The following is a 25,658-nucleotide window of genomic DNA, read 5'->3' on the forward strand; positions in this document are numbered from 1 at the left end:
CTGTAAAACCCCTTCATTTTTTTGTGATGGTGCCTAGCACCATCACAAAAAAATCAAACGAACCCGTTAAATAACTTTCCAGCCATAAGGGATATATTCGTTCTCAAAACTACCATCATCAAACAGGTTTACCATGGCATACCCATTATCTGTCTGGTAGCGTTTTCCTTTCCACCAGTTACCACTTACCGCTCCATTGCTGATATAGGTAACGCCATTGTACATGATCTGTTCATACAGATGTATATGACCGCTTAAACAGAGTTTTATATTAGGATGATTATCGAATAAAGCTACTATGCGCGCAGCATCCATATGCATGGAACTTAATCCAAGCTCGTACCCGATCTCATCTTTATATTTATTATCTACCACTACAGTAGCCGCAGATACGATAGGCGCATGTGAGAAAACAATGATGGGCATTGTAGTATTTGCCTGTAAATCTTTTTCCAGCCAGTCGAATTGTTCATCATCCAGTTTACACGTATACCACACGCCATCTTTTTTAGGCTGTATACTATCCAGTACAATAAAATGCCAGCCGGCCTTATTAAAACTGCGGTAAGGCTTTTCAAGATGCATCATTTCCAATGCATATTTCTTACCATAAAGAAGATCTGTTGTTTGTCCTGCACCCCAGCAGTCGTGGTTACCGATGCAATATTCTATGGGCAGACTATTATCACTTTTCATCAGGTTATGCCACAGTTTCCACTGCACTTCCACCCGGTCTTTCGGTTGTTTCAGAGCATCCATGATACAATCTCCTGTATTCATGATAAAAGAAGGTTTGTCTTTCTGAGACTGAATATGATGGAGGCATTTGGCAAGCCCTTCCGATGCATGCATTTCGGGTTCCAGGTGTACATCAGTCAGATGAGTAAATCTCAGCACACGTTTTTTACCAGGAGCAGTTAACGCGGCAATAGAGCGGGTACCCGGCATGGCGCTTACAAGTGCGCCAAGACCCAGGCTTTTCAGCAATGAACGACGATCCATAGAAGAAGATGTTTTTACAAACTTATTTTCTCTGATGATCAGTTAACAGTGTCGGCCCTTTTATTAATGAAAAAATAACTTACTTTTTAGGCAGGAAGACCAGGCCCACACCGAATGTTTTCCAGTCGGCATTATAGTTAGGCATCACCATCACATTCATAGATGATTTAGGCGAAAATACCTTTTGCAGTTTAGGATAAAGGAAATAAGCGGCTTTGGTACTGAGTATACCAATACCGGCCCCTGTTACCACATCGCTCAGCCAGTGACGGTTATTATACATGCGTAATGCACCGGTAGTTGCGGCCATTGCATAACCGGCTACGCCATACCACGGACTTACATCCTTGTATTCCATCCGCATAAACTCTGCTCCCATAAAGGAAGTGGCGGTATGACCGGAAGGGAAGGAGTTATAGGTGCTGCCATCTGGTCTTAAAACATGTGTACTGCTCTTCAGAATTCCTACAGTGCTGGTCATCAGCAGGGTAGAGATCCCCAGGATCATGGTACGGTCACGGAAATTATGTTCTCCATGAATACCAGCCAGGTTCAATGCATATACGCTCAGTGCCGGAGCGTACTCCAGGTAATTGTCTATATGAGTGGAAAAATTAGGATGATCTTCTCTCAGCTCCGCTTTGGTACTATGGTTCAGTGACTGAAGGGTAGGGTTCTTCAGTGCAAAAAATCCATAACTGATCAGCAGAATAGGTACGGTCATACCCGCCACCGTAGGACGATAATCTTTCACAGCCGCTGGTCTTGTACGAAAAAGGTTTGTGTCAATAACCGGACCTTTATGAAGATAATTGGTATCAATCGTAGGTGGTAATGTAGTATCTGCTGGCAGGGACGAAGCAGTAGCGGAATTTAATATAAACAGTTGTAGGCAAAGCGTATATGATATTATTTTCATTTAGTACAGCTTGTTTAACGGCAAAATTGCATTAACTTTCTAAAGACTTTCTGAAGATACACATAAGAAAATGTTAATCTTTAGCACTAACATGCTATATTTGTCTCTATACCAGGAAATGGTGTCTTCCTGCACAAGAACCGTCCGGGCGATCCAAAGCCGGTCTGATGGCGCCTACAAATAGTAACGGATGCTGCTGTAAAGGGGCATCATATTCTTTATTTGTAGGTTATGAGATCAATCAGACAGTCATTAGAACAATTAACTATCGCTTATCAGCTTATCCGCTGGACCATCATCATCATTCCTCTGTCAATTGTTGTAGGCTCACTGGTAGCCCTTTTCCTCTGGTTACTTGAATTAGTGACCCAATATCGCTATCATCATCAATGGTTATTATACATCCTGCCCATAGCAGGTATAGGTATCTACTTCATTTACAAGCTATTCGGTAAAAACTCCGAAGCCGGTAATAACCTCATCATGGATGAGATCCATGAACCGGGAGGAGGTGTGCCTGCCCGTATGACGCCTTTAGTACTGCTTACCACTATCGTTACCCACCTTTTTGGCGGTTCTGCCGGCCGGGAAGGTACTGCCGTACAGATAGGGGGCAGTATGGCCCAGCTCCTGGCCCGCTGGATGCGCTTAAAGCCTGCTGATATACGCATCCTGCTCATGACTGGGATAGCCGCCGGTTTCGGGGCTGTATTCGGCACCCCGCTCACAGGAGCAGTATTTGCCCTGGAAGTGCTGGCTATTGGCGTTATCCGCTATGATGCACTGATTCCCTGCCTGATCGCTGCCGTTTTTGCCGATTATGTGTGTTGTGCCTGGGGCATCCATCATACCCACTACCAGATCTTATTTCACGATCCCCAACATTTTGACCCCTTATTACTGGCAAAGGTGATCATCTGTGGGGTAGCCTTCGGACTGGCCGGTTTTGCTTTCTCCAGCTGTATGCATAACATAAAAAAGTATGCTAAACAGTATATCCGGCCTGCCTGGCTCATACCTGTCGCAGGGGGTATTATCATCATTCTGCTCTGCCGGGTACTGGGAACGTATGACTACACCGGATTAGGCGTTACTTCTGCCGATCCTGCCGGTATTAGTATCATTAATACTTTTAAAGGCGGATATATCCCCACCTGGGCATGGTTGTGGAAATTACTTTTCACCGCTATTACATTGGGAATGGGATTTAAAGGGGGAGAGGTAACACCACTGTTCTTCATCGGCGCCACTTTGGGGTATACATTGGCGGTATTGCTGGGTGCTCCTGTAGACCTGTTCGCAGGCCTTGGTTTTATTGCGGTATTTGCAGGAGCCACCAATACGCCTATCGCCTGTACGTTAATGGGAATAGAACTTTTTGGCACGGAGCATGCGCTGTACTTTGCCGTGGCCTGTTTTACGGCTTACTATTTCAGCGGACATGCAGGTATTTACAGCGCACAGCGCACTGAGGTCCCAAAGAAGTAATTTCATCATCATATTAATTTATTGAAATCCATGAAAGCTGTTGCAGTTTCTAAATTTAAAGATGCTCCCGAAGTGATGGAGCTGCCTACTCCGGTATTGAGGCCAGGTACACTATTGATACGTGTAGTCGCAGCAGGTATAAATCCGTTCGACTGGAAATTGATAGACGGTATCATGGATGGACATATGCAGCACCAGTTCCCGTTGATTATGGGCAATGATGCTGCCGGTACTGTGGAAGCAGTGGGAGAGGGTGTCACCCGTTTCAAAGCAGGTGATAATGTCTATGGTCAGTTTATCCATTCGCCTATTGGCGAAGGCGCCTATGCAGAATATGCCATCGTACCGGAAAAGGCATTGATCTCACGCACCCCTAAAAAAGTATCCATGCTGGAAGCTGCGGCTATACCTACTGCTGGTATGACGGCACAGCAACTGATAGAAAAATCAGGGTTAAAACATGAACAGATCCTTTTACTGGTAGGCGCTACCGGCGGAGTGGGTTCTTTTGTGATACAGCTGGCAGCCATGCAGGGCATTTATGTCATTGCTACCGTAAGTGATGAAGAAGGTGCAGAACGGGTGACTAAACTGGGTGCAAAAGAAACAATCAATTACAAAAAATTATCAGTAGAGCAACAGATAAAAACAAAATATCCTGATGGGGTAGATGGATTGATAGATGTGGCGAGTAACCCGGATGGATTTAAAGCCATGAGTGGATTAGTGAAAAAAGGGGGCGTTGCATTAACCATTACTTTTGTAGCGGATGATAATGATCTGAAAGAAAAAGGTCTTACAGGTGGCAACTTTGAAATGAAAGGCACTGTAGCTACCCTGGATGCTTTAACGGATGCTGTTGATAGTGGTATGCTACGTGTGCCGGTAGAACAGGTGATTAGCCTGGAAGAAGTACCGGAGGCGATTGCATTAAGCCGTCAGGCAAAAGGGAAAGGGAAAACAGTAATAAAAATTTAATTTTTTTGTGATGGAGCTCTTTGCTCCATCACAAAAAATATTCTCATCCTTCTGTATAATCACTTGCTATATTCAATTTCTCCAACGCTCCTGCATCTAAATTCAACTGCGTTGCTTTAAACAATTCATCTAACTGCTCTACCTTAGTCGCACTCACAATAGGCGCTGTAATCCCTTCCCGCTGTACTAACCATGCAATGGCTACACTCGCCGGTGTTGTATGATAACTCTTCGCTACTTCATCCAGTGTATCTAAAATATTCTGCCCGCGTTCATCTAAATAACTCAGCGCATGTTGTCCCCGCGGGCTCTTCGCCGCATCTTCTTTAGTCCGGTATTTCCCACTCAGAAAACCGCTGGCCAGCGAATAATAACTGATCACTCCCAACCCATACTGTTGTGTAACAGGCTCATACTCCTTCTCAAATTTCTGGCGGTTGTACAGATTATATTCAGGTTGCAATGTCTCATATCTTGGATACCCATGCTGCTCACTGGCATCCAGTGATAATAACACTCTTTCAGGACTCATATTCGAAGTGCCGATAACACGGATTTTCCCTGCTTTTATCAGCTTTGAATAAGTCTCCAGTGTAGCTTCCACAGGAGTAGAAAGATCATCATAATGCGTCTGATAAAGATCTATATAATCTGTCTGCAAACGACGTAAAGAATCCTCAATCGCTTTCTCAATATATTGCGGAGATAATCCCTTTTTATCCGGTGCCATTTCAGCACCCACTTTAGATGCAATCACCACCTTATCCCGTTGACCACTTTGTTTCAACCATTTACCAATAATCGTTTCAGATTCTCCACCCTTATTACCCGGTACCCATTTGGAATACACATCTGCAGTATCTATCAGGTTAAAACCTGCTGCCACGAATGCATCCAGTAATTTAAATGCCGCCGCTTCATTTGCTGTCCACCCAAAAACATTTCCGCCAAATGCCAGTGGCGCCACCTTTAACTGTGATTTACCTAATTGTCTTTGTTCCATCATAAATGATTTAATTGCTTTATTGCCGCAAAAGGGATACCAGATATGACGTAAAAAAAATACCGTAACTTTGCGTCTCCTATCACATCCCTATCATCTGTACCAACAATACCCAGGGGCAGTATTTCTTTCCCGCATTAATTTAAGGAGCGTTTTTTGTAAGTGCATTCTATTATATAGGACAGGCATCGCCAATAGCTTTGATTTTTGATTTAAAGACAACTGTATTATGAGTAAAACCATTATTGTATCTAACAGGCTGCCAGTAAAGATTACAGAAAAAGAGGGGGAGTACCTGTTAAATCCGAGTGAGGGTGGTTTGGCCACAGGGCTGGGCTCCATTTACAGGGAGGGTTATAATATCTGGATAGGATGGCCCGGAATAGATGTTCATGAAGATGCACAGCCCCGTATAAGGGAACAATTAGGAGAGATGAACCTGATGCCGGTTTATCTGACACAGGAAGAAATAATTAACTATTATGAGGGATTTTCTAATGAGGTATTGTGGCCTGTTTTCCACTATATGTCCGTTTATGCCCGCTATGAACAGATATATTGGGATTTCTATTTCCAGGTAAATATTAAGTTCAGAGACGCCATATTGCAGGTGGCAGAACCCGGAGATGTGATCTGGATACACGACTACCAGTTATTACTGTTACCAGGTATGGTGCGTGGTTCTTTACCAGATGTTGCAATCGGTTATTTTCAGCATATTCCATTTCCTTCTTTTGAATTATTCCGCTTAATACCCTGGCGTGCAGAAATACTGGAAGGTATGTTAGGCGCCGATTTATTAGGCTTCCATACTTTTGACGACAGTCATCATTTCCTGAATGCTGTCACCCGTTTATTACCAGTGAATGCTACGTCCAACGTTGTACTGGTAAACGACAGGGCAGTCGTTGCTGAAACATTCCCTATGGGAATAGATAATGATAAATTTGAGATACTGTCCAGCGATCCCGAAGTATTAAGACAACTGGATAGCTTACGCGAGAATTTCCAGCATACACATATGGTGCTGTCGATAGACCGGCTGGATTACAGCAAAGGTATCATTCAACGCCTGGAAGCATTTGAATTATTCCTGCAATTATACCCGGAATACGTTGAGAAAGTTGTACTGTATATGATTGTTGTTCCTTCCAGGGACACCGTTCCGCAATATAAAGAACTAAAGGAAACAATAGACAGGATAGTTGGTGGTGTCAATGCCCGTTTCCGTACTATGAACTGGCATCCGGTAAATTATTTCTACCGTTCATTCCCGGTAGAAACGTTATCCGCATTATACAACTTCGCCGATGTAGGACTGGTAACACCTATGCGTGATGGTATGAACCTCGTCAGCAAGGAATATATTGCCAGCCGTATCAATAACACAGGTGTACTGATCCTCAGCGAAATGGCCGGTGCATCCAAAGAACTGATAGATGCATTAATAGTAAACCCCAATAACATCGGGGCTATCGCACGCGCATTACACGAAGGTCTGAATATGCCGGAAGAAGAACAGGCCCGCCGTATGAAACCTATGCGGCAGGTAGTTTCCAAATTCAACATCTCTCACTGGGTAAAACTATTCATGACCCGCCTGCAGGAAGTAAAACAAATGCAGCAATCCATGCTGGCCCGCCGTATGAGCATCGAGATGCAGAAACATGTATTGAGAGATTATAAGGCAGTTGCCAAACGTGCTATCTTCCTGGATTATGATGGTACATTAGTTGGCTTCAATGTAGATATAGATGCGGCTTCGCCGGATAAAGATTTATACCAGTTACTAAAAGATTTATCCGATGATCCGGCCAATCAGGTAGTTATGATCAGCGGACGTAAACATGAAACCCTGGGGCAATGGGTGGGCCATATGAACCTGGACCTGATTGCTGAACATGGTGCCTGGCATAAGAAACAGGGGGAAGAGTGGCAAAAGCTGCCCGGACTTACAGATCAATGGAAGCAGGACATACAACCTATACTCGAAACGTATACAGACCGTACCCCCGGTTCTTTCATAGAAGAAAAGAGTTTTTCCCTGGTATGGCATTACCGTAAAGTAGAATCCGGATTAGGTGAATTACGTGCGAATGAGTTAATGAATACATTACGCTACTTCACCAGTGATATAGGATTACAATTACTACCCGGAGATAAAGTAATAGAAATAAAGAACGTAGAAATCAATAAAGGAAAAGCCACACTGGCCTGGTTGCAGGACAGGGAGTTTGAATTTAAACTGGCTATCGGAGATGATTATACGGATGAAGATATCTTTAAAGCATTACCGCAGGATGCTGTTACTATTAAAGTAGGCAGCCAGGTATCTGCTGCTAAATATTACCTGAGAAATTATTTAGAAGTAAGAAGCTTCTTGAGATCTCTCATCGCTTAATTGGGTGCAGGGCTTCGCCCTGCAAAAACCCTTCATTTTTTTGAGATGGTGCTTAGCACCATCTCAAAAAAATCATTTCTTATTCAACATAAATATCGGTACATCTAATTTCATCGCAATCCTGTAAGCCGCATTCATCAGTCCAACATGACTATATGCCTGCGGGAAGTTGCCCCACTGACTACCATTTTCCTCATCCACATCTTCACTGAATAATAACAGGTGATTGGAATACTTCATCAGGTTCTCAAACTCTTTCACCGCATCATCTATACGCCCCACACAAGCCAATGCTTCCACATACCAGAACGCACATACGAGGAAAGTTGTTTTAGGCTTCCCGAAATCATCAGAATGCAGGTACCTGTAAAACAATCCATTCGGTGTTTTCAGTTCCTGCTCCAGCGCAATCAGATGATCCTTTGCTTTTTCAGAAGCAGGGTCCAGGTAATTCATCATGATCAGCTGTAATGTACTGGCATCCAGATGCTGACTGCCAGCTGCATTGGTATACACTTTACGTACCGGATCATAACAGCTTTCTATATGCGCAGCTGCCCTGTTCTTCAAAGAAACAGCCCTTTCTTCCAGTTCTTTATTGCCAATAGTATGGGCCATTTTTTCTGCAGCAGAACAACCGGCCCACTGGAACAGGTTACTGTAACAATGGATATTGGCAAAGTTGCGAAACTCCCATATGCCCGCATCTTTTTCATCAATTGTATTCTCAATCTTATTTAAAAGATATTCTATCCACCAGGTAGAATCCTTCCTTTCAGAAAATACAAAACGATGATCTGTATACAAAGGCAGCATGGAAATTAACACCTGCCCGTAAATGTCGTTTTGAATATGCTCATAAGCCTGATTTCCGACCCTTACAGGCTGGTTACCCATATACCCATCCAGATGGGGTAAAATCTGCTCTGTGAGGGTCTTTTTGCCCGTTATGCCATACAAAGGCTGATACCTGTTATCTCCCGAAAAAGAAATATCCGCTACATAGCTGAAATACTTCTCCATTTCTTCAAAATGACCAATATGATTCAGCGCCGTAATTACATAGTAAGTATCCCGCAACCAGCAATAACGGTAATCCCAGTTACGGCCACTGCCGGGAGACTCCGGCAGACTAGTAGTGCTGGCCGCTATAATGGCACCGGTATCTTCATACTGATGGATCTTAAGCGCCAGCGCAGAACGGATCACGGCAGGCTGGTAAAAGTTAGCGATATTAGAGTGTTTGATCCAGGTACGCCAGTACTGGGTAGTTTCCCGAAGGAAGGCTTCTGCCGTGCTGTTTAATGGTGCTTCCAGTGGATTACCATAACTTAACAGCAGGTACTTATCTTCATTGAGTACAAAGTATTCCTCTTCAAAAAGATAACTCATCGGGATATTGGTAGTAAGACGGATATTCTCCTCACATCCCAGAAATTCTATATGGTTGCTGCCCCGTTGTGCCCGCAGCTTACGGCCACCATAATCACATACCGGTTCACACTTTACTCTTACACGGGGAGTCCCTTCCAGCATTTCTATTTTACGGATCAGCATCAGAGGCTTAAAGTAGCGCTCGTACTGATAAAAGCGCGGTGCATAATCAATGATCCGGTATTTACCGGTAACACTGGTAATTTCAGTACACAGTACATTCGTATTCTCCAGGTAATACTGTTTGGATGTGTATGTATCCGGAGGCAGTATGGAAAATTCCCCACCCTTTTTCTTATCCAGCATACCACCGAAAACAAAGCTGCTATCCATGCGTGGCCAGCAAAGCCAGTCTATATTCGTATTCTTATTAACATGCGCCAGGTAGGCACAATTCCCAATGAGACCCGTCTGATAAGTATGTCTTTCCATAACTGAGTAGTTCCGTTTAATACATTTGTCCGCTTCAATTGTTCAATCTTTACGCAAAAGCCATTCCAACTACCTTATTTTAACATCTTATAAATCTTTTTTCGTAAATTCCATGTATGCGGAAATGGATTCGTATAGCCTTCATTGTTTTTGGTAGCCTCCTGGGAGTGCTGGTAATCCTTTGGCTGGGATTGGCGTGGTATATACGACAGCATAAAACAGAACTTTTACATCAGATCAGCGATATTCTCAACGATCGCCTGCATGGTGGTCAACTGGTAATAGGAGATATGGAACCCTCACTGGTACGGAGTTTTCCGGATATCTCTGTTTCCTTGGAAGACCTGTCTGTGAAAGATAGCCTGTGGGCACAGCATCATCATAACCTGCTGGAAGTCTCCCGCGTTTTCGTAAAAGTTAATACTCTTGCACTGCTACATAAGAAACTGGACATAAAACAGGTGAGCCTCGAAAAAGGGACTATTTATCTGTATACAGACAGTACCGGTTATACAAACACCAGTGTGTTAAAACGTAAAGCACAGGGGGACAGTGCTACGGCAGCAGGCCGTAGTATGGGCCCGGATATCACCGGACTGCAACTCGTAGACATGCGTTTTGTGATGGATAATCAGGAAAAGGAGAAACTGTTTGATTTTGATATTGATAAACTGAAAGGCACACTAAAGAATAATGATACCGGCTGGGTTTTCTCTATGAGTACATCTGTGCTGGTAAAAAGCCTTTCATTCAATACGGCCCGCGGAAGTTTTATTAAAGATAAACGCGTGGAAACATCACTGGATGTTGAGTTCAACAGGAAAAAGAAAATACTTTTTATTCCTCAGCAGGGATTGGAGATAGATGGACAACCTATCTCAGCAGGAGCAAATTTCTCTTTTGGCGATAGCTCCCGCCAGTTTAACGTACACATTGTAGCAGAGCAGGTATTGCTCAGTCAGGCAGCTTCCTGGCTCACACCTAAAATATCAGAAAGACTGGATAGCATTCAACTGCAAAAACCACTGGACGCAGAGTTTGCATTAACGGGTCATATGGTCCCGCACGATTTACCTCTGGTAAATGTAACATGGAAAACAAAGGATAACATCGCTATCACCAAAGGCATGGAACTGGATGAATGTAGTTTCGGTGGAGGATTTACCAATGAATGGGTGAAAGGACAACCACGTACTGATGATAATTCAACCATCAGTTTATACAGCCTCAAAGCCCGCTGTTATGGCATTCCCGTAATGGCTGATACCGTACATATCACCAACCTGCGGCACCCGGCCCTTACCGGTTATTTCAGGTCTGAATTCCCGTTAACGGATCTCAATAATGCAAGTAATGGAGATGGGGTATTCAGCTTCACATCCGGCACCGCTAAGGCAGCCCTGTACTATAAAGGAGGGATCACCACCGGCGATACCATCACTCCTTATCTGAAAGGAACTGTACAGGTGAAACAAGGAGTACTGGAATACACACCACGTAATCTGCAATTCAAAAACTGTAATGCCACACTGGATTTCACCGGGCAGGACCTTTACCTGAAAGATGTCAGTATTCAGACGCAGAACAGCAGCCTGCTGATGGATGGAAGTGTACGTAATATCACTAACCTGTATTTCACCGCACCTGAAAAGCTGCAACTCGACTGGAATGTGCGCAGCCCTTCTATCAGTCTGGATGAATTCCGTTCTTTCCTGGGCAAACGTAAATCGGGTGTAGCTGTCTCTAAAGCTGCCAACAGGAGGAAAGTCAGCCGTGTAGCCAGTCAGTTGAACGTAATGCTCAATTCCTGTAACGTGAATTTAAAAGTCCTGGTAGATAAACTCACTTATGGTCATTTCATTGCCCAGAAAGTAACTGCTGATATGGCACTTTCACAGACAGAGATCCTGTTGCGGAAAATCGCTTTATCGCATGCTGGTGGCAGTATTCAGCTAACAGGTAATGTAAATCAGGATGGTACCAATAACCGTTTTAAAATCAATACTGATATCAGTAATGTACATATAGACCAGTTGTTTTATGCATTTGATAATTTTGGGATGAAGTCCCTGAGTTCTAAAAACCTGCAGGGTATTTTCTCTGCTAAAGTAAATCTCAGCGGCAATGTAAAAGACAACGGGCAAATGGCGCCACAATCGATGTATGGTATGATCAGCTTCGATCTCCGCCAGGCAGCCCTGATTCATTTTAAGCCCATTGAAGACATAGGAGATGTCGTGTTCCGCAAGCGTAACCTGGGGAATATCACATTCGACAATCTTAAAAACACACTCACATTGCAGGGGAATAAAATCCTGATCCCTGCCATGCAGATCAATTCAAGTGCACTATATATGAATGTGAGCGGGGTATATGGAATGCCCACAGGCACAGATTTATATGTAGATGTTCCTCTCCGCAATCCCAGCAAAGATGAAGGCATTACAGACGCAGAAGAAAGGAAAAAACGCAGTCGCAGGGGAATTATATTACACCTGCATGCTACTGATGATAGTAATGGAAAAGTGAAAATCAAGCTGGGAGGGAAGGGCAATCCGGCAGCAGAAAAAGATAAAGAGGAAAAGTAACATTTTCAGAAGAAAGGCGTTTTAATGATTGTTTATCAATCATTTGACAGAAAATATCTAATTTTGCAGCCTTTCAACGAATAATATACATGAGGAAGATACTGGCTTTATCTCTGCTGATTTTCATTTCCTGTAAGAAAGATAATAACACTGGGCAACAGTACAACTATACAGGCAAATGGAATATATCTCAATCCATCAGCAAAGAATATACACTGGAAAACGGAGATACTATTTATACAAAGAATGAAGTAACGGATTATGGTGCGGGTGCTGCCTGGATTAATTTCCAGTCTAAATATGCGCTGATGTACATCAACTCCAGTCTGGATTCCATGACATATGAACCTATCACCCAATCGTATTTCAACCTGGATTCCACACTTTGTGAAATCACCTCTTTTTCAGATTCAGCTTTCCTTTTTAATACATTGATCTTCGATAATACCACCATACCAGATAAGATTCAGGTGAAACAGGACTTTTTCACATTATCGAAATAACAAGGCATGGTTTTTTATTGTTATAAAGACGACCATGTAGAATTATATGTCCAAAGCATATCTGAAAGGAATCGTACAAACATTAAAGGCAGCCTTTCAATTGCTGCAGATCAATGATCCCCTGCGTTTGGCAGGAGCTACCGCTTTTTTTGCCAGTTTCGCATTACCCTGCATATTACTGATCCTCATCCAGGTGATGGGATTACTGTTCGATCGCAGAAGTATCGGTAAACAACTCTTCCTGCGCCTGGGAGATATAGTAGGGAAGGAGAGTGCGCACCAGGTAATCATTACCCTCAGGGGGTTCAGGGGATTAGCCCAGACCTGGCCGGTAGCCATTATGTTGTTTTTATTCCTCTTATTCGTTTCCACTACCTTACTTAAGGTCATAAAAAGTTCCCTCAACCAACTCTGGATGATCCGCATTACCGCAAAGGAAAACTTCCTGCAATCCATCATGGGCAGACTCCGCTCACTAATAGTGATAGGGGCAGCAGGTATCCTGTTCCTGGCCGGATTGATGGCAGAAAGCGCACACGCGTTCTTAGGCACCTATATGCAGGACCTCTATCCAGGTGTAACCTTTGTATTCAATGGTGTGTTTACCCAACTGGTATCACTCATCATTGTTACTGCCTGGTTCACGGTATTGTTCCGTTATTTACCAGATGCAAGGCCCGACTGGAAAGTGGCGTTTGCAGGCGCACTTTTAACCGGTGTGTTATTTAATATAGGGAAATTACTCTTGAGAAGGTTGTTATCTGGGGGCAACCTTGGATTGCTTTACGGGGCTTCTGCCTCGGCCGTACTGTTAATGCTCTTCATCTTTTACAGCGCTATTATCTTTTACTACGGGGCTGCTTTTACAAAAACGTGGAGCGAATACAAGAACCGGCCAATGCAACCGTTACGGAAAGCTACCTTTTACGAACTAGCTGATGTTGAAATAACCACCTGATTATTCCCCACGCATAATACTCTCAATTTCATTCTTAATCTGGCTGCTGAATCCTTCCAGTTCAATCTTAGGATGCTGATCCAGGTTGATTCTGATCTTCCCGTTTTCATTTAATAAAGAGTCGGATAAAGGCTCCAGTAATGCATGCATCTGCCTTACACCCATCTGTGCAAGCTGATTCATAAAGGAGTCTTCCAGCTGAAAAAATTCTCGGTTCTTGTAGGAATACGTTACTTGAATCATGTTAAACGATTTTCAAAGGATATTAATAATTAACTGAATTGATCAAATATGGCTATGTATATGTCCCGGCTCTTCACACAGATCTATGTACAATTACTGTGCTAATTCGTTTGCCGGTATAAATATATAAATTATATTAATAACTTGTTGTTATTCACTCGTATAAAACTTTTCCACAATAGGTTTTCCACAGATTAAGCTTGCCCATGGCTTATCAAAAAGATTTATATTGCCGCTTCAAATTCATCAAATGGGATCACTTCGTTATTTGAGGGGATTTATTTCCCTTATTCTTTGTTTGCTGGCAGGATATGCACAGGCTCAACCAGGCGAATCCATTAAGTGGAGCCGTGATGGACAGTCTATGTATATGCAAAATGGGGCTGCCATCGTAGCTTACCAGTTAAAAGACAGTAAAAAGACTGATAAAATCACTGCTGCCCAGTTAACTCCTGCGGGTGGAAGTCCATTGGACATAAGAGATTTTGCTTTTTCTGCTGATGAAAAGAAACTACTGATCTATACGAATTCAAAGAAGGTTTGGCGCTACGAAACCCGTGGCGATTACTGGCTCCTTGACCTGGCCACCAATACCCTGAAACAGCTGGGGAAAGGCTTGCCAGCTTCTTCACTGATGTTCGCTAAACTATCTCCGGATGGCTTACAGGCTGCTTATGTAAGCGGACATAATATTTATGTGGAAGATCTCGCTACCCATAAAAGAAAGGCTTTAACTCAGGATGGCACCACTCATCTGATCAATGGTACCTTCGACTGGGCCTATGAAGAAGAGTTCAGTTGCCGGGATGGTTTCCGCTGGAGCCCGGATAGTAAATCCATTGCTTACTGGCAGATTGATGCCAATAAGATCAGGGATTTTCTGATGATAGATAATACAGATTCTATCTACTCCTTTACCGTACCGGTAGAATATCCCAAAGCAGGTGAAAGTCCTTCTGCCTGCCGTATTGGTGTCGTAGACCTTGCTACCGCTAAAACCACCTGGTTACAGGTGCCTGGCGATGCGCAGCAGCATTACATTCCCCGTATGGAATGGCAACCCGGTAAAAATGACCTGATCATTCAGCAGTTAAACCGTAAACAGAACGAGAGCATCTTATATATATGTAACGCAGTCACCGGAAAAGCAAAGAAGCTCTATACCGAAAGTGATCCTGCCTGGCTGGATGTAAAGTCCCGCTGGAATGAACGTGATATCACCGGTTGGGACTGGAGTAAAGACGCTACCTCTTTTGTATGGGTAAGTGAAAAAGATGGATGGCGTCACCTCTACCGCATCGATATGAACGGTAAAGAAACGCTGCTCACTCCGGGTAAATATGATGTGATCAACATCCTTAGCATAGACGAAACAAATAACCAGGCATATATCCTGGCATCTCCGGATAATGCCACCCAGCAGTTCCTGTACAAAGTAACCCTGGATGGTAAAAGTGCACCGGTACGTGTTTCTCCTATAACAGAAGAAGGTACGCATGAATACGAAATTTCTCCGGATGCACAGTATGCACTGCATAAATTCTCCAATCACTTCTTCCCGCCACAAAGCGAAATAGTATATCTGCCAACGCATAACAGCGGAGAAGGCAATCCTATTTTCAGGAACCTGTTATCCGCCCGTTATGCACCACACCAGGAATTCTTCCAGGTTACTACTGCAGACGGAGTAACTATGGATGGCTGGATGGCTAAACCCAACAACTTCGATTCTACTAAAAAATACCCTATTGTATTTTATGTATACGGCGAACCTGCCGCTACTACTGCAACAGATCAATATGGAGCAGGCCGCAACTTCCTCTACGATGGTAACATGGCAGAGGACGGATACATCTATGTGACGATGGATAACCGCGGCACACCCGCTCCTAAAGGTCGTGAGTGGCGTAAATGTATCTATCGTAAAGTAGGCATCATCAATGCCCGTGATCAGGCACAGGGTGCACAGGCGTTGTTTAACCGCCATAAATACATAGATACTTCCCGCGTAGCTGTATGGGGCTGGAGCGGTGGTGGTTCCATGACGCTGAACCTGATGTTCCAGTATCCTGCTATCTATAAAACAGGTATTGCTGTTGCGGCAGTAGGCAACCAGCTTACTTACGATAACATCTACCAGGAACGTTATATGGGATTACCTCAGGAAAACAGGGAAGATTTTGTAGCAGGATCTCCCATCACTTATGCAAAGAACTTACAGGGGAATCTCCTGTACATTCATGGCTCCGGTGATGATAACGTACATTATCAGAATGCAGAAATGCTGGTGAATGAGCTGGTGCGCTATAACAAGCAGTTCCAGTTCATGTCTTACCCTAACCGTACGCACAGTATCAGTGAAGGAGAAGGTACTTTCAGACATCTGTCTACTTTGTACACTACTTATTTAAAAGAACATTGCCCTCCGGGAGCCAGATAAAACAGCTATGTCAAAAGCAAGGATTTTCGGATTAATATCCGTAGTGATAGTTATTATCAGTGCTTTTCTTCCCTGGTTAACGGTAGAAAGCAAACATATTATGTTTACAGGGCTCAATACAGCCGGTTCCCGTTTCGGAGAACCCGGTAAACTGAATATTATAATGGCAGTATTAACAGGTATCTTATTCCTGGTACCGGGTAAAGTGGCGCCAAGGTTCACCCTTTTCACTGCTGCTTTTATGGCGGTATGGGCCTTCCGTAATTTCTTATTATTTAGCCGTTGCGAGATGGGAGAGTGCCCGGACAGGGGGATGGGATTGTACTTATCTTTAATAGCTGCAATAGCAGCTTTCATCTGCGTATTATTCAACAACGGAGAAAAGAAAGACTAATTTTCGGGGTTTAATTTTCGGGTGCAGGGCGAAGCCCTGCAAAACTCCTTCAATTTTTTTGAGATGGGCGAAGCCCCATCTCAAAAAAATATTATCTGAATATCATCTGTAAAATAAAAGCGCCTGACCAAACAGCCGCTGTATAAGCTATATTCCTTAATATCAAAGGTATCGCCGCCTGATTCGTCATTTTAGACTTTACAAAACTAAACAGCACCATCACCCCAAAAGCTAGCAACACACTCTTATGACTTGCCTCAGGAAAATTCTCATTAGATAAATAAGGCCAGAAAGGTAACAACCCACCCAGTAAAAAGAACACCCCTGTAATCAATGCATTCAACAAGGCCCTGCCTAAATGGTAATTGCTCACCTGCACATTCTCTTCCTGTAACGTATGCTCCCAGTCACTCGCATCTTTAGCCATTTCTTCTGCAATATCCGCAATCACATTCTCACTGATATCCAGGTTTTCCAGTTTCTTTCTTTCTTCAGGAGACAAGGTACTTTCATCATGCTGGGAATCCCCTTTATTAGCCAGGTAAGCGGTAACTACCACCACCACACTGCCTATCAGCCATATACAGGCATTCACCGTATAAAACTTTTGTACGGTGATGTTGAGGGCATGAGAAAGGAAAGTAGTAAAAAACAACAGCAACAGACCTTCCGGAAATCCTATCAGAAAATCGGTGATCCATCCACTGCTCCGGATAGCTTTGAATTCCTTGGACATCTATAATATTTCAAGACTGTTGGCAATGATCTCCACACACTCTTTCACCTGGGCCGCAGTGATAATCAGCGGTGGTGCAAATCTTATTTTATCACCATGAGTAGGTTTGGCCAATAGACCATTATCTTTTAATTCAAGGCAAAGGTCCCAGGCAGCTTCCGGGTTATTATGCTGAATAACGATCGCATTTAATAATCCCCGGCCCCTGATGGTTTTAATAAAAGGAGAGGATAACTTAGCCAGTTCTTCCCGCAGTAAAATCCCCATGGCTTCCGCGTTTTCTGTCATCTTTTCTTCCTTCAGCACTGTCAGTGCAGCAATAGCCACTTTACAGGCCAGTGGATTACCACCATAGGTACTGCCATGTTCTCCCGGTTTGATGGTGAGCATAATCTCATCATTCGCCAGTACGGCAGCCACCGGTAACACACCTCCGGAAAGGGCCTTACCCAGTATCAGTATATCAGGACGCACATTTTCATGATCGCAACACAGCATCTTACCCGTACGGGCCAGCCCTGTCTGAATTTCATCAGCAATAAACAACACCTGTGCATCTTCACAATACTGACGGGCCTTCTGCAGGTATCCATCATCAGGTACTACCACACCGGCTTCCCCCTGTATAGGTTCTACCAGGAATCCTGCTACATTTTTATCCTGTAACGCTTTTTCCAGCGCCAGCAGGTCATTATAGGGAATCACTTCATATCCCGGCATGAACGGCCCAAAGTCCGTACGGGAAGAAGGATCAGTACTAAAAGATATTACGTTCAGCGTGCGGCCGTGGAAGTTATTGGCGCATACAACGATTTTGGCCTTATTCTCAGGAATCCCCTTTACCACATATCCCCAGCGGCGACAGAGTTTCAATGCTGTTTCCACCGCTTCCACACCGGTATTCATGGGCAATACCTTATCATAACCGAAATAAGTAGTAATGAATGCAGCATATTCTCCCAGCAGGTCATTATGAAAAGCCCGGGAGGTCAGCGTCAGTTTCTGTGCCTGTTCCACGAGTGCTTTAATAATGGCCGGATGGCAATGCCCCTGGTTTACAGCAGAATAACCGGAAAGGAAATCGTAATAACGTTTCCCATCCACATCATACAGAAATACACCTTCTCCACGGTCCAGTACTACTGGCAGCGGATGATAATTATGCGCACCATATTGCTCTTCGAGGTCAAGGTAGTGCTGCGTTTTCTCACTGATCTTAAATGTGTGTAACATACTCCCCAAAGTTAGTCAATATGTTATTTACCCTGTAATTTATTCACCAGCTGAATATATTCCTGCATAGCTGCCTCTTTGGATTTCCCTTTCAGTTCTTCCCAGGCATTGTACTTTGCTTTGGCTACAAAGTCGAAAGGATTGGAAGGAGCTTCTCCGTTTACATCACCTTCATTGCCTTGTTTGTAGAGAGAATACAGTTGGAGCAGGGTTTCGTTATCGGGTTTTGAGGGGAGGGTTTTACTGGCCGTTGCAGCGGCTTCAAATTCTTGCCGGAGATCCATGATATTTTTTATACTAATGTAGGGGAAATACTCCTAAATACCCTAAGTTCACGTGTACCGGAATAGCAAAAATTTGAATACCTTTGCGCCCTGACGTAAGGCGCTTAAACGCCTGGTTTTAAAAGCATATATGAAGAATATCCGGAATTTTTGCATCATTGCGCACATTGACCATGGTAAAAGTACATTGGCTGACAGGCTGTTAGAGCATACAAAGACTATATCCGACAGAGATATGCAGGCTCAGGTGCTGGATGACATGGACCTGGAACGTGAAAAAGGTATTACGATTAAAAGTCATGCCATTCAGATGAGCTATATCGTGAAAGGTGAGCAATATGTATTTAACCTGATCGATACTCCCGGCCACGTAGACTTTTCATACGAAGTATCCCGCGCCCTGGCTGCCTGTGAAGGAGCCTTGCTGCTGGTAGATGCTGCTCAGGGTATTCAGGCCCAGACAATCTCCAACCTGTACCTGGCACTGGAAAACGACCTGGAAATCATCCCGGTTATCAATAAAATAGATATGGATGGTGCTATGATCCCTGAAGTGCAGGACCAGATCATAGAACTGATAGGCTGTAAAGTGGAAGATATCCTGCTGGCATCTGGTAAAACGGGTATCGGTATCGAAGCTATCCTCGAAGCCATCATAGAACGTATTCCTGCTCCTAAAGGAGATTACGAAGCACCGCTACAGGCGCTGATTTTCGACAGCGTATTCAATTCCTTCCGTGGGATTATTGCTTATTACCGCATTTTTAACGGGGTTATCAAAAAAGGAGATAAGATCCGTTTTATCAATACAGGACAGGATTACTTTGCTGATGAGGTGGGAACCCTGAAAATGGGCCTCATGCCACAAAAAGAAGTAAAAGCAGGTGATGTAGGTTATATCATTACCGGTATCAAAAATGCCAAAGAAGTGAAAGTGGGTGATACCATCACCCTCGCCAACAATGCCAGCATTGATGCCATTAATGGTTTTGAAGAGGTGAAACCAATGGTATTCGCCGGTATCTACCCGGTAGATACAGATCAGTTCGAAGAGCTGCGCGACTGTATGGAGAAACTCCAGCTGAACGATGCTTCCCTTACTTTTGAACTGGAAACATCCCAGGCACTCGGTTTCGGGTTCCGTTGCGGATTCCTGGGCATGCTGCACATGGAAATTGTACAGGAACGCCTGGAAAGAGAGTTTAACCAGACAGTAATCACTACCGTTCCAAACGTTAGCTTCATTGCACATACCACCCGTAAGGAGACTATTATAGTGAACAACCCGTCAGAAATGCCGGAGCCTACTAACCTGGAACGTATCGAAGAACCTTTCATCAGGGCGCAGATCATTACCAAACCAGATTACATTGGTAATATCATGACCCTCTGTTTAGGTAAAAGAGGAAATCTCCTCAATCAGAGCTATCTCACACCTTCCCGTGTAGAGCTGATCTTTGAAATACCATTAACTGAGATAGTATTTGATTTCTATGATAAGCTGAAAAGCCAGACCCGTGGTTACGCATCGTTCGACTATGCGCCTATCGGTTACCGCGACAGTGACATCGTAAAAATGGATATACTCCTGAATCAGGAGAAAGTGGATGCTTTGAGTGCTTTGATTCACCGCGGTCGTGCGGCTGAATTTGGCCGTAAGCTCTGCGAAAAGCTGAAAGAGCTGTTACCACGCCAGCAGTTCCTGATTGCCATACAGGCAGCAGTAGGTGCTAAAATCCTTGCCCGTGAAAACATCAGCGCAATGCGTAAAGATGTGACGGCCAAGTGTTATGGTGGTGATATCTCCCGTAAACGTAAATTACTGGAAAAACAGAAAGAAGGTAAAAAACGTATGCGTCAGATAGGTAATGTGGAAGTACCACAGGAAGCATTCCTGGCAGTACTGAAACTGGATGATTAACGTCTTACATCAAATTGGGATAAAGTAAAAGGGAGCGCTTGTTATAAGCGCTCCCTTTTTATTTTGGGGTGCAAGGCGAAGCCCTGCAAAATCCCTTCAATCAATTTGTGATGGTGCGAAGCACCATCACAAATTGATCAATCTTTGCCGGTTTAACACAAAGAAGCCAGCTTAAAGTATAACTTCAAGCTGGCTTCTTATTAATTATTTATCAATGACTTATACTAAGCCAGTTGTTTATTTGGCTGAAGAGCAGTTTGTTTGATCAAAGCCCATGCTCCAAACAAAACTCCTGTAAAAAACACATTACCTAAAACAGTATTCAGGGCAAAACTTCCAAACAGATCATTTCTGTAAAAAGGAATAGCTGCCGCATAACAGGCTATAAATCCCTGCGCCGTATGAGGATACAACGGTGAAAGTATCCATACTCCCAGATTGGAAATAAGGAAGAACAATACCCCGGTACCAATAGCAGCCAGTACCAGATTCACCGTATTTGCCTTTTTGATATTAGTACCAATCCAGGTAATGAGCAGGAACGCGCCATAAACAAAGATCATCTGGTTACCATAAAATCCCTGAATATTGGTGAACAGCTGAAAGAAAACGTCTGTAATGAAGAGCGTTGCTAAAGGCAGTATATAAGCAAGACGTTTATTTCTGATAACAATCCCGCCAAATAATGCACTGGCTCCTATAGCGTTAAAGTTCCACAATTCCAGCTTGTTGGTAGCAAGCCGGCAGATAATTGCCAGGAATATTAACGAGGCGATAACCAGCTTTTCCTGTATGGAATCCTTCTTCATGGTGTTGATTATTTGAACAAAGATACTTATTTCACAGGTACACTTGCCTTATAAATAATGGTACCTGCCTGACTCTGAATATGATACCCGGCGTTATAATAGGTAACAACTGATTGTCCTTTCTTCAGGTCAATAGCTTCACCATCTTCTCCTGTAATCACTGCATCACCTTCCAGTACCAGCATAATCTCAGTAGCTTCACTGGTATGCTCATACTTCTGTCCGGCCTTCAAAGTTATCTTACTTACCACAAAATCAGGAGCAGGAGAGTTATAGATAATTTCCAATCCACCTTTCACTGTATCACCCTGAAGGATCTTAGGATGTACCGCTTCGAAACGCGTGTGTTTCAGCAACTCAGGAACATCAATATGTTTAGGCGTTAAACCACCACGTAAAACATTATCAGAATTAGCCATCAGCTCTACATTCTGTCCTTCCAGGTAAGCGTGAGGAATACCCGCATCCTGGAATACCGCATCACCAGGATGTACTTCCATGATATTAAAGAAGTAGATAGAGAAGATACCTCTATCCAGATTATCCAATCCTTTAGGATCGTTTTCAATCACTCTACCTGTCCAGAATGCCGGATCTGACTTTGACAGTTTATCAGCCTCATAAGCAGGGAATGCTCTTTCTGCCAAAGGACGTAACACTTTGTTCACTTCTTCCTGTGGCATTTCCATTACCACCTTATACAGGCCATAATATCCCTCTTTCTCAAACACCGGTAACAGGAAAGAAAATTCTGGGACAGTCTGTAAAACGTGTTTCAGTTTGTCTTCCGGTAAAAAACCATGCAACAGCCAGAACTCGCTGAGTGCCACCATGATCTCCGGTTTATGATTATCATCTTTATAGTTACGGTTAGAAGCATTCAGTGCAATACCTTCTGCATTCTCACGTGCAAAACCCTTCTCTGCCTCCACTTTGGTAGGATGTACCTGTATAGATAACATATCATTTACATCCAGTATTTTCAACAGGTACGGCAGTCCGCCAAACCGTTCCCATACTTTAGCGCCCAGTACTTCTTCAGGATTAGCTTTCACGAGTTTATCCAGCGTTGAGCCATTTACTACAGAGGGAGCGCTCTGGTGTGCCCCCATCCAGTATTCAGCGCTGGGTTCTCTGCTTTCAGGACGCCCCAGCAGGGAATTAATATAGTACATGCCGCCCCAGGCATAGTGTTGAACCTTACCTTCCAGTCTGAATAATTTCTTCTCACTCATATAATATTGTTTGTAATTTCAATGATTGTTAACCACAGCGGCTCAAAATTAGTCAAATTTAAATGGCATCCCACCTCGATTTAGGTAAAAAAGGAGAACTCCTGGCACAGGAATATCTTTTGCAGCAGCATTACCATTTATTGCATACCAACTGGCGGCATGGCCGCCGGGAGATTGATATTATTGCCAGTCAGCCGGGCTGCCTGGTATTTATTGAAGTCAAGACCCTGTCAAATAATCTGTACGGTTGGCCCGAACAAAAAGTGAATGCCGGTAAAAGGCGTTATTTACAGGCGGCAGCTGAAGCCTATATTGATCGTATGCTTCAGCCACCACCCGCCATCCGTTTTGATGTAATATCTATCACATTTCAGCCGGATGGGACTCATGAGTTGTTACATATGGAAGATGCTTTTTAGCATACTACCAGATGCCTGTATAATTATGTGGCGTAATCGCCTTTAATTCTTTTTTGAGAGAAGCACTGATCTTCAACCCCTCTATAAACTTATGCATCGTCTTCTGTGTAATCTGCTCTCCGCCACGTGTCAGCGCTTTCAACGCCTCATAAGGCTGCGGATAATTCTCCCTGCGCAACACCGTCTGTATAGCTTCGGCTACAACCGCCCAGTTATTCTCCAGGTCATCATGCAGCTTCGCTTCATTCAGGATCAGCTTATCCATCCCTTTCTGTACAGACTTCATCGCCAGCACCGTATGCCCAAAAGGCACACCCACATTCCTCAGTACTGTAGAATCGGTAAGATCACGCTGTAAACGGGAAACAGGTAATTTAGCGCTCAGGTGCTCAAACAGGGCATTCGCCAGTCCAAGATTACCTTCTGCATTTTCAAAATCAATAGGATTCACTTTATGTGGCATCGCGGAAGAACCTACTTCATTGGCCTTAATCTTCTGCTTGAAGTAATCCATAGAGATATACTGCCAGATATCCCGGCAAAAATCCAACAGGATAGTATTGATACGTTTCAGGGTATCAAACTGCGCTGCCAGATTATCATAATGCTCTATCTGTGTAGTGAATTTCATACGCTGTAATCCCAGTGTATTATTCACGAACTTATCGCCAAAACGCTCCCAGTTAGTCTTAGGGAAAGCTACATAATGCGCATTGAAGTTGCCGGTCGCGCCGCCAAACTTTGCCGCAAAAGGAATCGCACCAAACAACTGTATCTGTCCTTCCAGCCTTTCCACAAATACCAGTATCTCCTTACCCAAAATAGTCGGAGACGCTGGCTGACCATGTGTACGAGCCAGCATAGGCACCTTCATCCATGATTTTCCCATCTTCTTCAACGCCAGTACCAGGTTGGAAATAGCCGGCATATACACATGCTCCACCGCTTCTTTCCAGAACAAAGGCGTAGCTGTATTATTAATATCCTGGGAAGTAAGCCCGAAATGCACCCATTCCAGCCTGTCTTCCAGTCCCAGTTTCTTCAATTCATCTTTTACAAAGTATTCAACTGCTTTCACATCATGATTAGTGATCTTCTCAGTATCCTTGATCTGTTGGGCATTCTCAATAGTAAACTCCTGGTAGATCTTGCGCAACGCCGCTGCCTGTGGTTTAGGCAAAGTGAACAGCTTCTGTTCAGACAATGCAATGAAGTATTCAACTTCTACCAGCACACGGTAACGGATGAGTGCAAATTCTGAAAAATAAGGGGCCAGTTCTTCCAGTTGTTTACGGTAACGCCCGTCCAGTGGGGAAATAGCAGTTAAAGATTGTAATTGCATAATGTTATTTTATCTATTGATTTCCAACCTGCAAGATGAGCTCTTTCAAGGAGACTAACCGCCGGTAGCTAAAATTTGCCTAATTTAGCCCGCAAAATTACTGAAATTGGAACGGAAAGTAAAAGTAGCGGCAGTAAGTTATTTGAATACCAAGCCATTATTATACGGATTCAAGGATCACCAGGTGATGAAAATGATCGATTTAAGCATGGATTACCCGGCAAAGATAGCGCAGCAACTGATTGACGGAGAGGTAGATGTAGCGCTTGTACCGGTAGCAATTATTCCAAAATTAAAAGAGTATCATATTATTTCTGATTATTGTATAGGAGCGGAGGGACCAGTAGCATCTGTTTGTCTTTTCAGCGAAGTACCCCTGCATGATATCAAACGTATCTTCCTCGATTACCAAAGCCGCTCCTCAGTGGCTCTGATAAAGATCCTGATCCGCGACCACTGGAAGTTAAATGTAGAACTGGTAGAAACGATCGGCGGTTACGAAGAGAGGATCAAAGGCACCGACGCCGGACTGGTTATCGGCGACCGTGCACTGGCCCAACGCCGCATCTCCCCATACATTTACGACCTGGCCGAACACTGGATACGCTTTACCAACCTTCCCTTTTTGTTCGCAGCCTGGATCAGCAACAAGGCCCTGCCTGTTGAATTCATTCAGCAGTTCAGTAATGCAAACGCTATCGGTATCAACAACATACCGGCAGTAGTAGCAGAAAACCCTTACGCTGTTTACGACCTTTCCACTTACTACACACAAAACATCAGCTTTCCGCTCACCCCGGCTAAAAGACAGGGTTTGCAGAAGTTCCTGAGTTTTTTACAATAGAACAGCACTTAATAGTAAAGCTGAATGTATACTGTGGGCATACATTCAGCTT

22 protein-coding genes and 1 riboswitch are annotated in these 25,658 nt (G+C 43.7%); of the genes, 11 read left to right on the forward strand and 11 right to left on the reverse strand.

Annotation, left to right across the window (positions count from 1 at the left end; genetic code table 11):
* Positions 1–66: 66 nt before the first annotated feature.
* Complete coding sequence (locus tag BMW86_RS31565; protein ID WP_089787833.1) at positions 67–1,002, reverse strand: metallophosphoesterase family protein; 936 nt, start codon at positions 1,000–1,002, stop codon at positions 67–69.
* 79 nt (positions 1,003–1,081) lie between these two features.
* A complete protein-coding gene (locus BMW86_RS31570; RefSeq protein WP_089787835.1) occupies positions 1,082–1,921 on the reverse strand; it encodes a phosphatase PAP2 family protein in 840 nt (279 codons plus the stop codon).
* Positions 1,922–2,026: 105 nt separating this feature from the next.
* A riboswitch (Fluoride riboswitch) is annotated at positions 2,027–2,105 on the forward strand.
* A gap of 47 nt (positions 2,106–2,152) precedes the next feature.
* On the opposite strand from BMW86_RS31570, the gene BMW86_RS31575 reads away from it, so the two are divergent.
* Together BMW86_RS31575 and BMW86_RS31580 are read left to right on the forward strand one after the other, a co-directional pair.
* Entirely contained in the window at positions 2,153–3,409 is a 1,257-nt protein-coding gene (locus BMW86_RS31575) for a voltage-gated chloride channel family protein (RefSeq protein ID WP_089787837.1), read from the forward strand.
* Positions 3,410–3,439: 30 nt separating this feature from the next.
* Positions 3,440–4,387 carry an NADP-dependent oxidoreductase gene (locus BMW86_RS31580; protein WP_089787839.1) on the forward strand — a complete coding sequence of 316 codons (948 nt, stop codon included), beginning with the start codon at positions 3,440–3,442 and terminating at the stop codon, positions 4,385–4,387.
* 43 nt (positions 4,388–4,430) lie between these two features.
* Here the strand turns inward: BMW86_RS31580 and BMW86_RS31585 are convergent, their stop codons facing one another.
* Positions 4,431–5,393 carry an aldo/keto reductase gene (locus BMW86_RS31585; protein ID WP_255373053.1) on the reverse strand — a complete coding sequence of 321 codons (963 nt, stop codon included), beginning with the start codon at positions 5,391–5,393 and terminating at the stop codon, positions 4,431–4,433.
* A gap of 226 nt (positions 5,394–5,619) precedes the next feature.
* Between BMW86_RS31585 and BMW86_RS31590 the strand changes: the two genes are divergently transcribed.
* Complete coding sequence (locus BMW86_RS31590) at positions 5,620–7,791, forward strand: bifunctional alpha,alpha-trehalose-phosphate synthase (UDP-forming)/trehalose-phosphatase (protein WP_089787841.1); 2,172 nt, start codon at positions 5,620–5,622, stop codon at positions 7,789–7,791.
* Positions 7,792–7,863: 72 nt separating this feature from the next.
* Here BMW86_RS31590 and BMW86_RS31595 read toward each other — a convergent pair whose 3' ends face one another.
* A complete protein-coding gene (locus BMW86_RS31595; protein WP_089787843.1) occupies positions 7,864–9,657 on the reverse strand; it encodes a glycoside hydrolase family 15 protein in 1,794 nt (597 codons plus the stop codon).
* A gap of 116 nt (positions 9,658–9,773) precedes the next feature.
* On the opposite strand from BMW86_RS31595, the gene BMW86_RS31600 reads away from it, so the two are divergent.
* The 3 genes from BMW86_RS31600 (at position 9,774) to BMW86_RS31610 (ending at position 13,706) form a co-directional block, all read left to right on the forward strand.
* A complete protein-coding gene (locus BMW86_RS31600) occupies positions 9,774–12,245 on the forward strand; it encodes an AsmA family protein (protein WP_089787845.1) in 2,472 nt (823 codons plus the stop codon).
* Between the two features lie 89 nt (positions 12,246–12,334).
* Positions 12,335–12,748 (forward strand): hypothetical protein, encoded by a 414-nt coding sequence (locus tag BMW86_RS31605; RefSeq protein WP_089787847.1) that lies wholly within the window; start codon positions 12,335–12,337, stop codon positions 12,746–12,748.
* 46 nt (positions 12,749–12,794) lie between these two features.
* Positions 12,795–13,706 carry a YihY/virulence factor BrkB family protein gene (locus BMW86_RS31610; protein WP_089787849.1) on the forward strand — a complete coding sequence of 304 codons (912 nt, stop codon included), beginning with the start codon at positions 12,795–12,797 and terminating at the stop codon, positions 13,704–13,706.
* Here BMW86_RS31610 and BMW86_RS31615 read toward each other — a convergent pair whose 3' ends face one another.
* Positions 13,707–13,949: a hypothetical protein gene (locus BMW86_RS31615; protein WP_089787851.1), complete on the reverse strand. Its 243-nt coding sequence runs from the start codon at positions 13,947–13,949 to the stop codon at positions 13,707–13,709. It abuts the gene before it with no gap.
* A 250-nt stretch (positions 13,950–14,199) separates the two neighbouring features.
* Here BMW86_RS31615 and BMW86_RS31620 point away from each other — a divergent pair, with 250 nt between their 5' ends.
* Together BMW86_RS31620 and BMW86_RS31625 are read left to right on the forward strand one after the other, a co-directional pair.
* Positions 14,200–16,389 (forward strand): S9 family peptidase, encoded by a 2,190-nt coding sequence (locus tag BMW86_RS31620; protein ID WP_089787852.1) that lies wholly within the window; start codon positions 14,200–14,202, stop codon positions 16,387–16,389.
* Positions 16,390–16,396: 7 nt separating this feature from the next.
* Positions 16,397–16,783, forward strand: coding sequence for a hypothetical protein (locus BMW86_RS31625; protein WP_089787854.1), 387 nt, complete (start codon positions 16,397–16,399; stop codon positions 16,781–16,783).
* Positions 16,784–16,874: 91 nt separating this feature from the next.
* Here BMW86_RS31625 and BMW86_RS31630 read toward each other — a convergent pair whose 3' ends face one another.
* The 3 genes from BMW86_RS31630 to BMW86_RS31640 are packed head-to-tail and all read right to left on the reverse strand — an operon-like array spanning position 16,875 to position 19,036.
* Positions 16,875–17,519 (reverse strand): VIT1/CCC1 transporter family protein, encoded by a 645-nt coding sequence (locus tag BMW86_RS31630; protein WP_089787856.1) that lies wholly within the window; start codon positions 17,517–17,519, stop codon positions 16,875–16,877.
* Positions 17,520–18,752 carry an ornithine--oxo-acid transaminase gene (gene rocD / locus BMW86_RS31635; protein ID WP_089787857.1) on the reverse strand — a complete coding sequence of 411 codons (1,233 nt, stop codon included), beginning with the start codon at positions 18,750–18,752 and terminating at the stop codon, positions 17,520–17,522.
* A 23-nt stretch (positions 18,753–18,775) separates the two neighbouring features.
* Positions 18,776–19,036: an acyl-CoA-binding protein gene (locus tag BMW86_RS31640; RefSeq protein WP_089787859.1), complete on the reverse strand. Its 261-nt coding sequence runs from the start codon at positions 19,034–19,036 to the stop codon at positions 18,776–18,778.
* A 130-nt stretch (positions 19,037–19,166) separates the two neighbouring features.
* On the opposite strand from BMW86_RS31640, the gene lepA reads away from it, so the two are divergent.
* Complete coding sequence (gene lepA / locus BMW86_RS31645) at positions 19,167–20,957, forward strand: translation elongation factor 4 (RefSeq protein WP_089787861.1); 1,791 nt, start codon at positions 19,167–19,169, stop codon at positions 20,955–20,957.
* A gap of 224 nt (positions 20,958–21,181) precedes the next feature.
* Here lepA and BMW86_RS31650 read toward each other — a convergent pair whose 3' ends face one another.
* Positions 21,182–21,766 carry a DUF6580 family putative transport protein gene (locus tag BMW86_RS31650; RefSeq protein WP_089787863.1) on the reverse strand — a complete coding sequence of 195 codons (585 nt, stop codon included), beginning with the start codon at positions 21,764–21,766 and terminating at the stop codon, positions 21,182–21,184.
* Positions 21,767–21,792: 26 nt separating this feature from the next.
* The gene (manA, locus tag BMW86_RS31655) at positions 21,793–23,001 is read right to left on the reverse strand and encodes a mannose-6-phosphate isomerase, class I (RefSeq protein WP_089787864.1); all 1,209 of its coding nucleotides are present in this window, start codon (positions 22,999–23,001) and stop codon (positions 21,793–21,795) included.
* A gap of 62 nt (positions 23,002–23,063) precedes the next feature.
* Here manA and BMW86_RS31660 point away from each other — a divergent pair, with 62 nt between their 5' ends.
* Positions 23,064–23,420: a YraN family protein gene (locus BMW86_RS31660; RefSeq protein ID WP_089787866.1), complete on the forward strand. Its 357-nt coding sequence runs from the start codon at positions 23,064–23,066 to the stop codon at positions 23,418–23,420.
* A 4-nt stretch (positions 23,421–23,424) separates the two neighbouring features.
* Here the strand turns inward: BMW86_RS31660 and purB are convergent, their stop codons facing one another.
* On the reverse strand, positions 23,425–24,762 hold the full coding sequence (gene purB / locus BMW86_RS31665) for an adenylosuccinate lyase (RefSeq protein ID WP_089787869.1): 1,338 nt from the start codon (positions 24,760–24,762) through the stop codon (positions 23,425–23,427).
* A gap of 106 nt (positions 24,763–24,868) precedes the next feature.
* Here purB and BMW86_RS31670 point away from each other — a divergent pair, with 106 nt between their 5' ends.
* Entirely contained in the window at positions 24,869–25,606 is a 738-nt protein-coding gene (locus BMW86_RS31670) for a menaquinone biosynthetic enzyme MqnA/MqnD family protein (protein WP_089787871.1), read from the forward strand.
* Positions 25,607–25,658: the final 52 nt, after the last annotated feature.

It is taken from the genome of Chitinophaga sp. YR573 (genome assembly GCF_900110995.1).
Lineage (GTDB): Bacteria > Bacteroidota > Bacteroidia > Chitinophagales > Chitinophagaceae > Chitinophaga.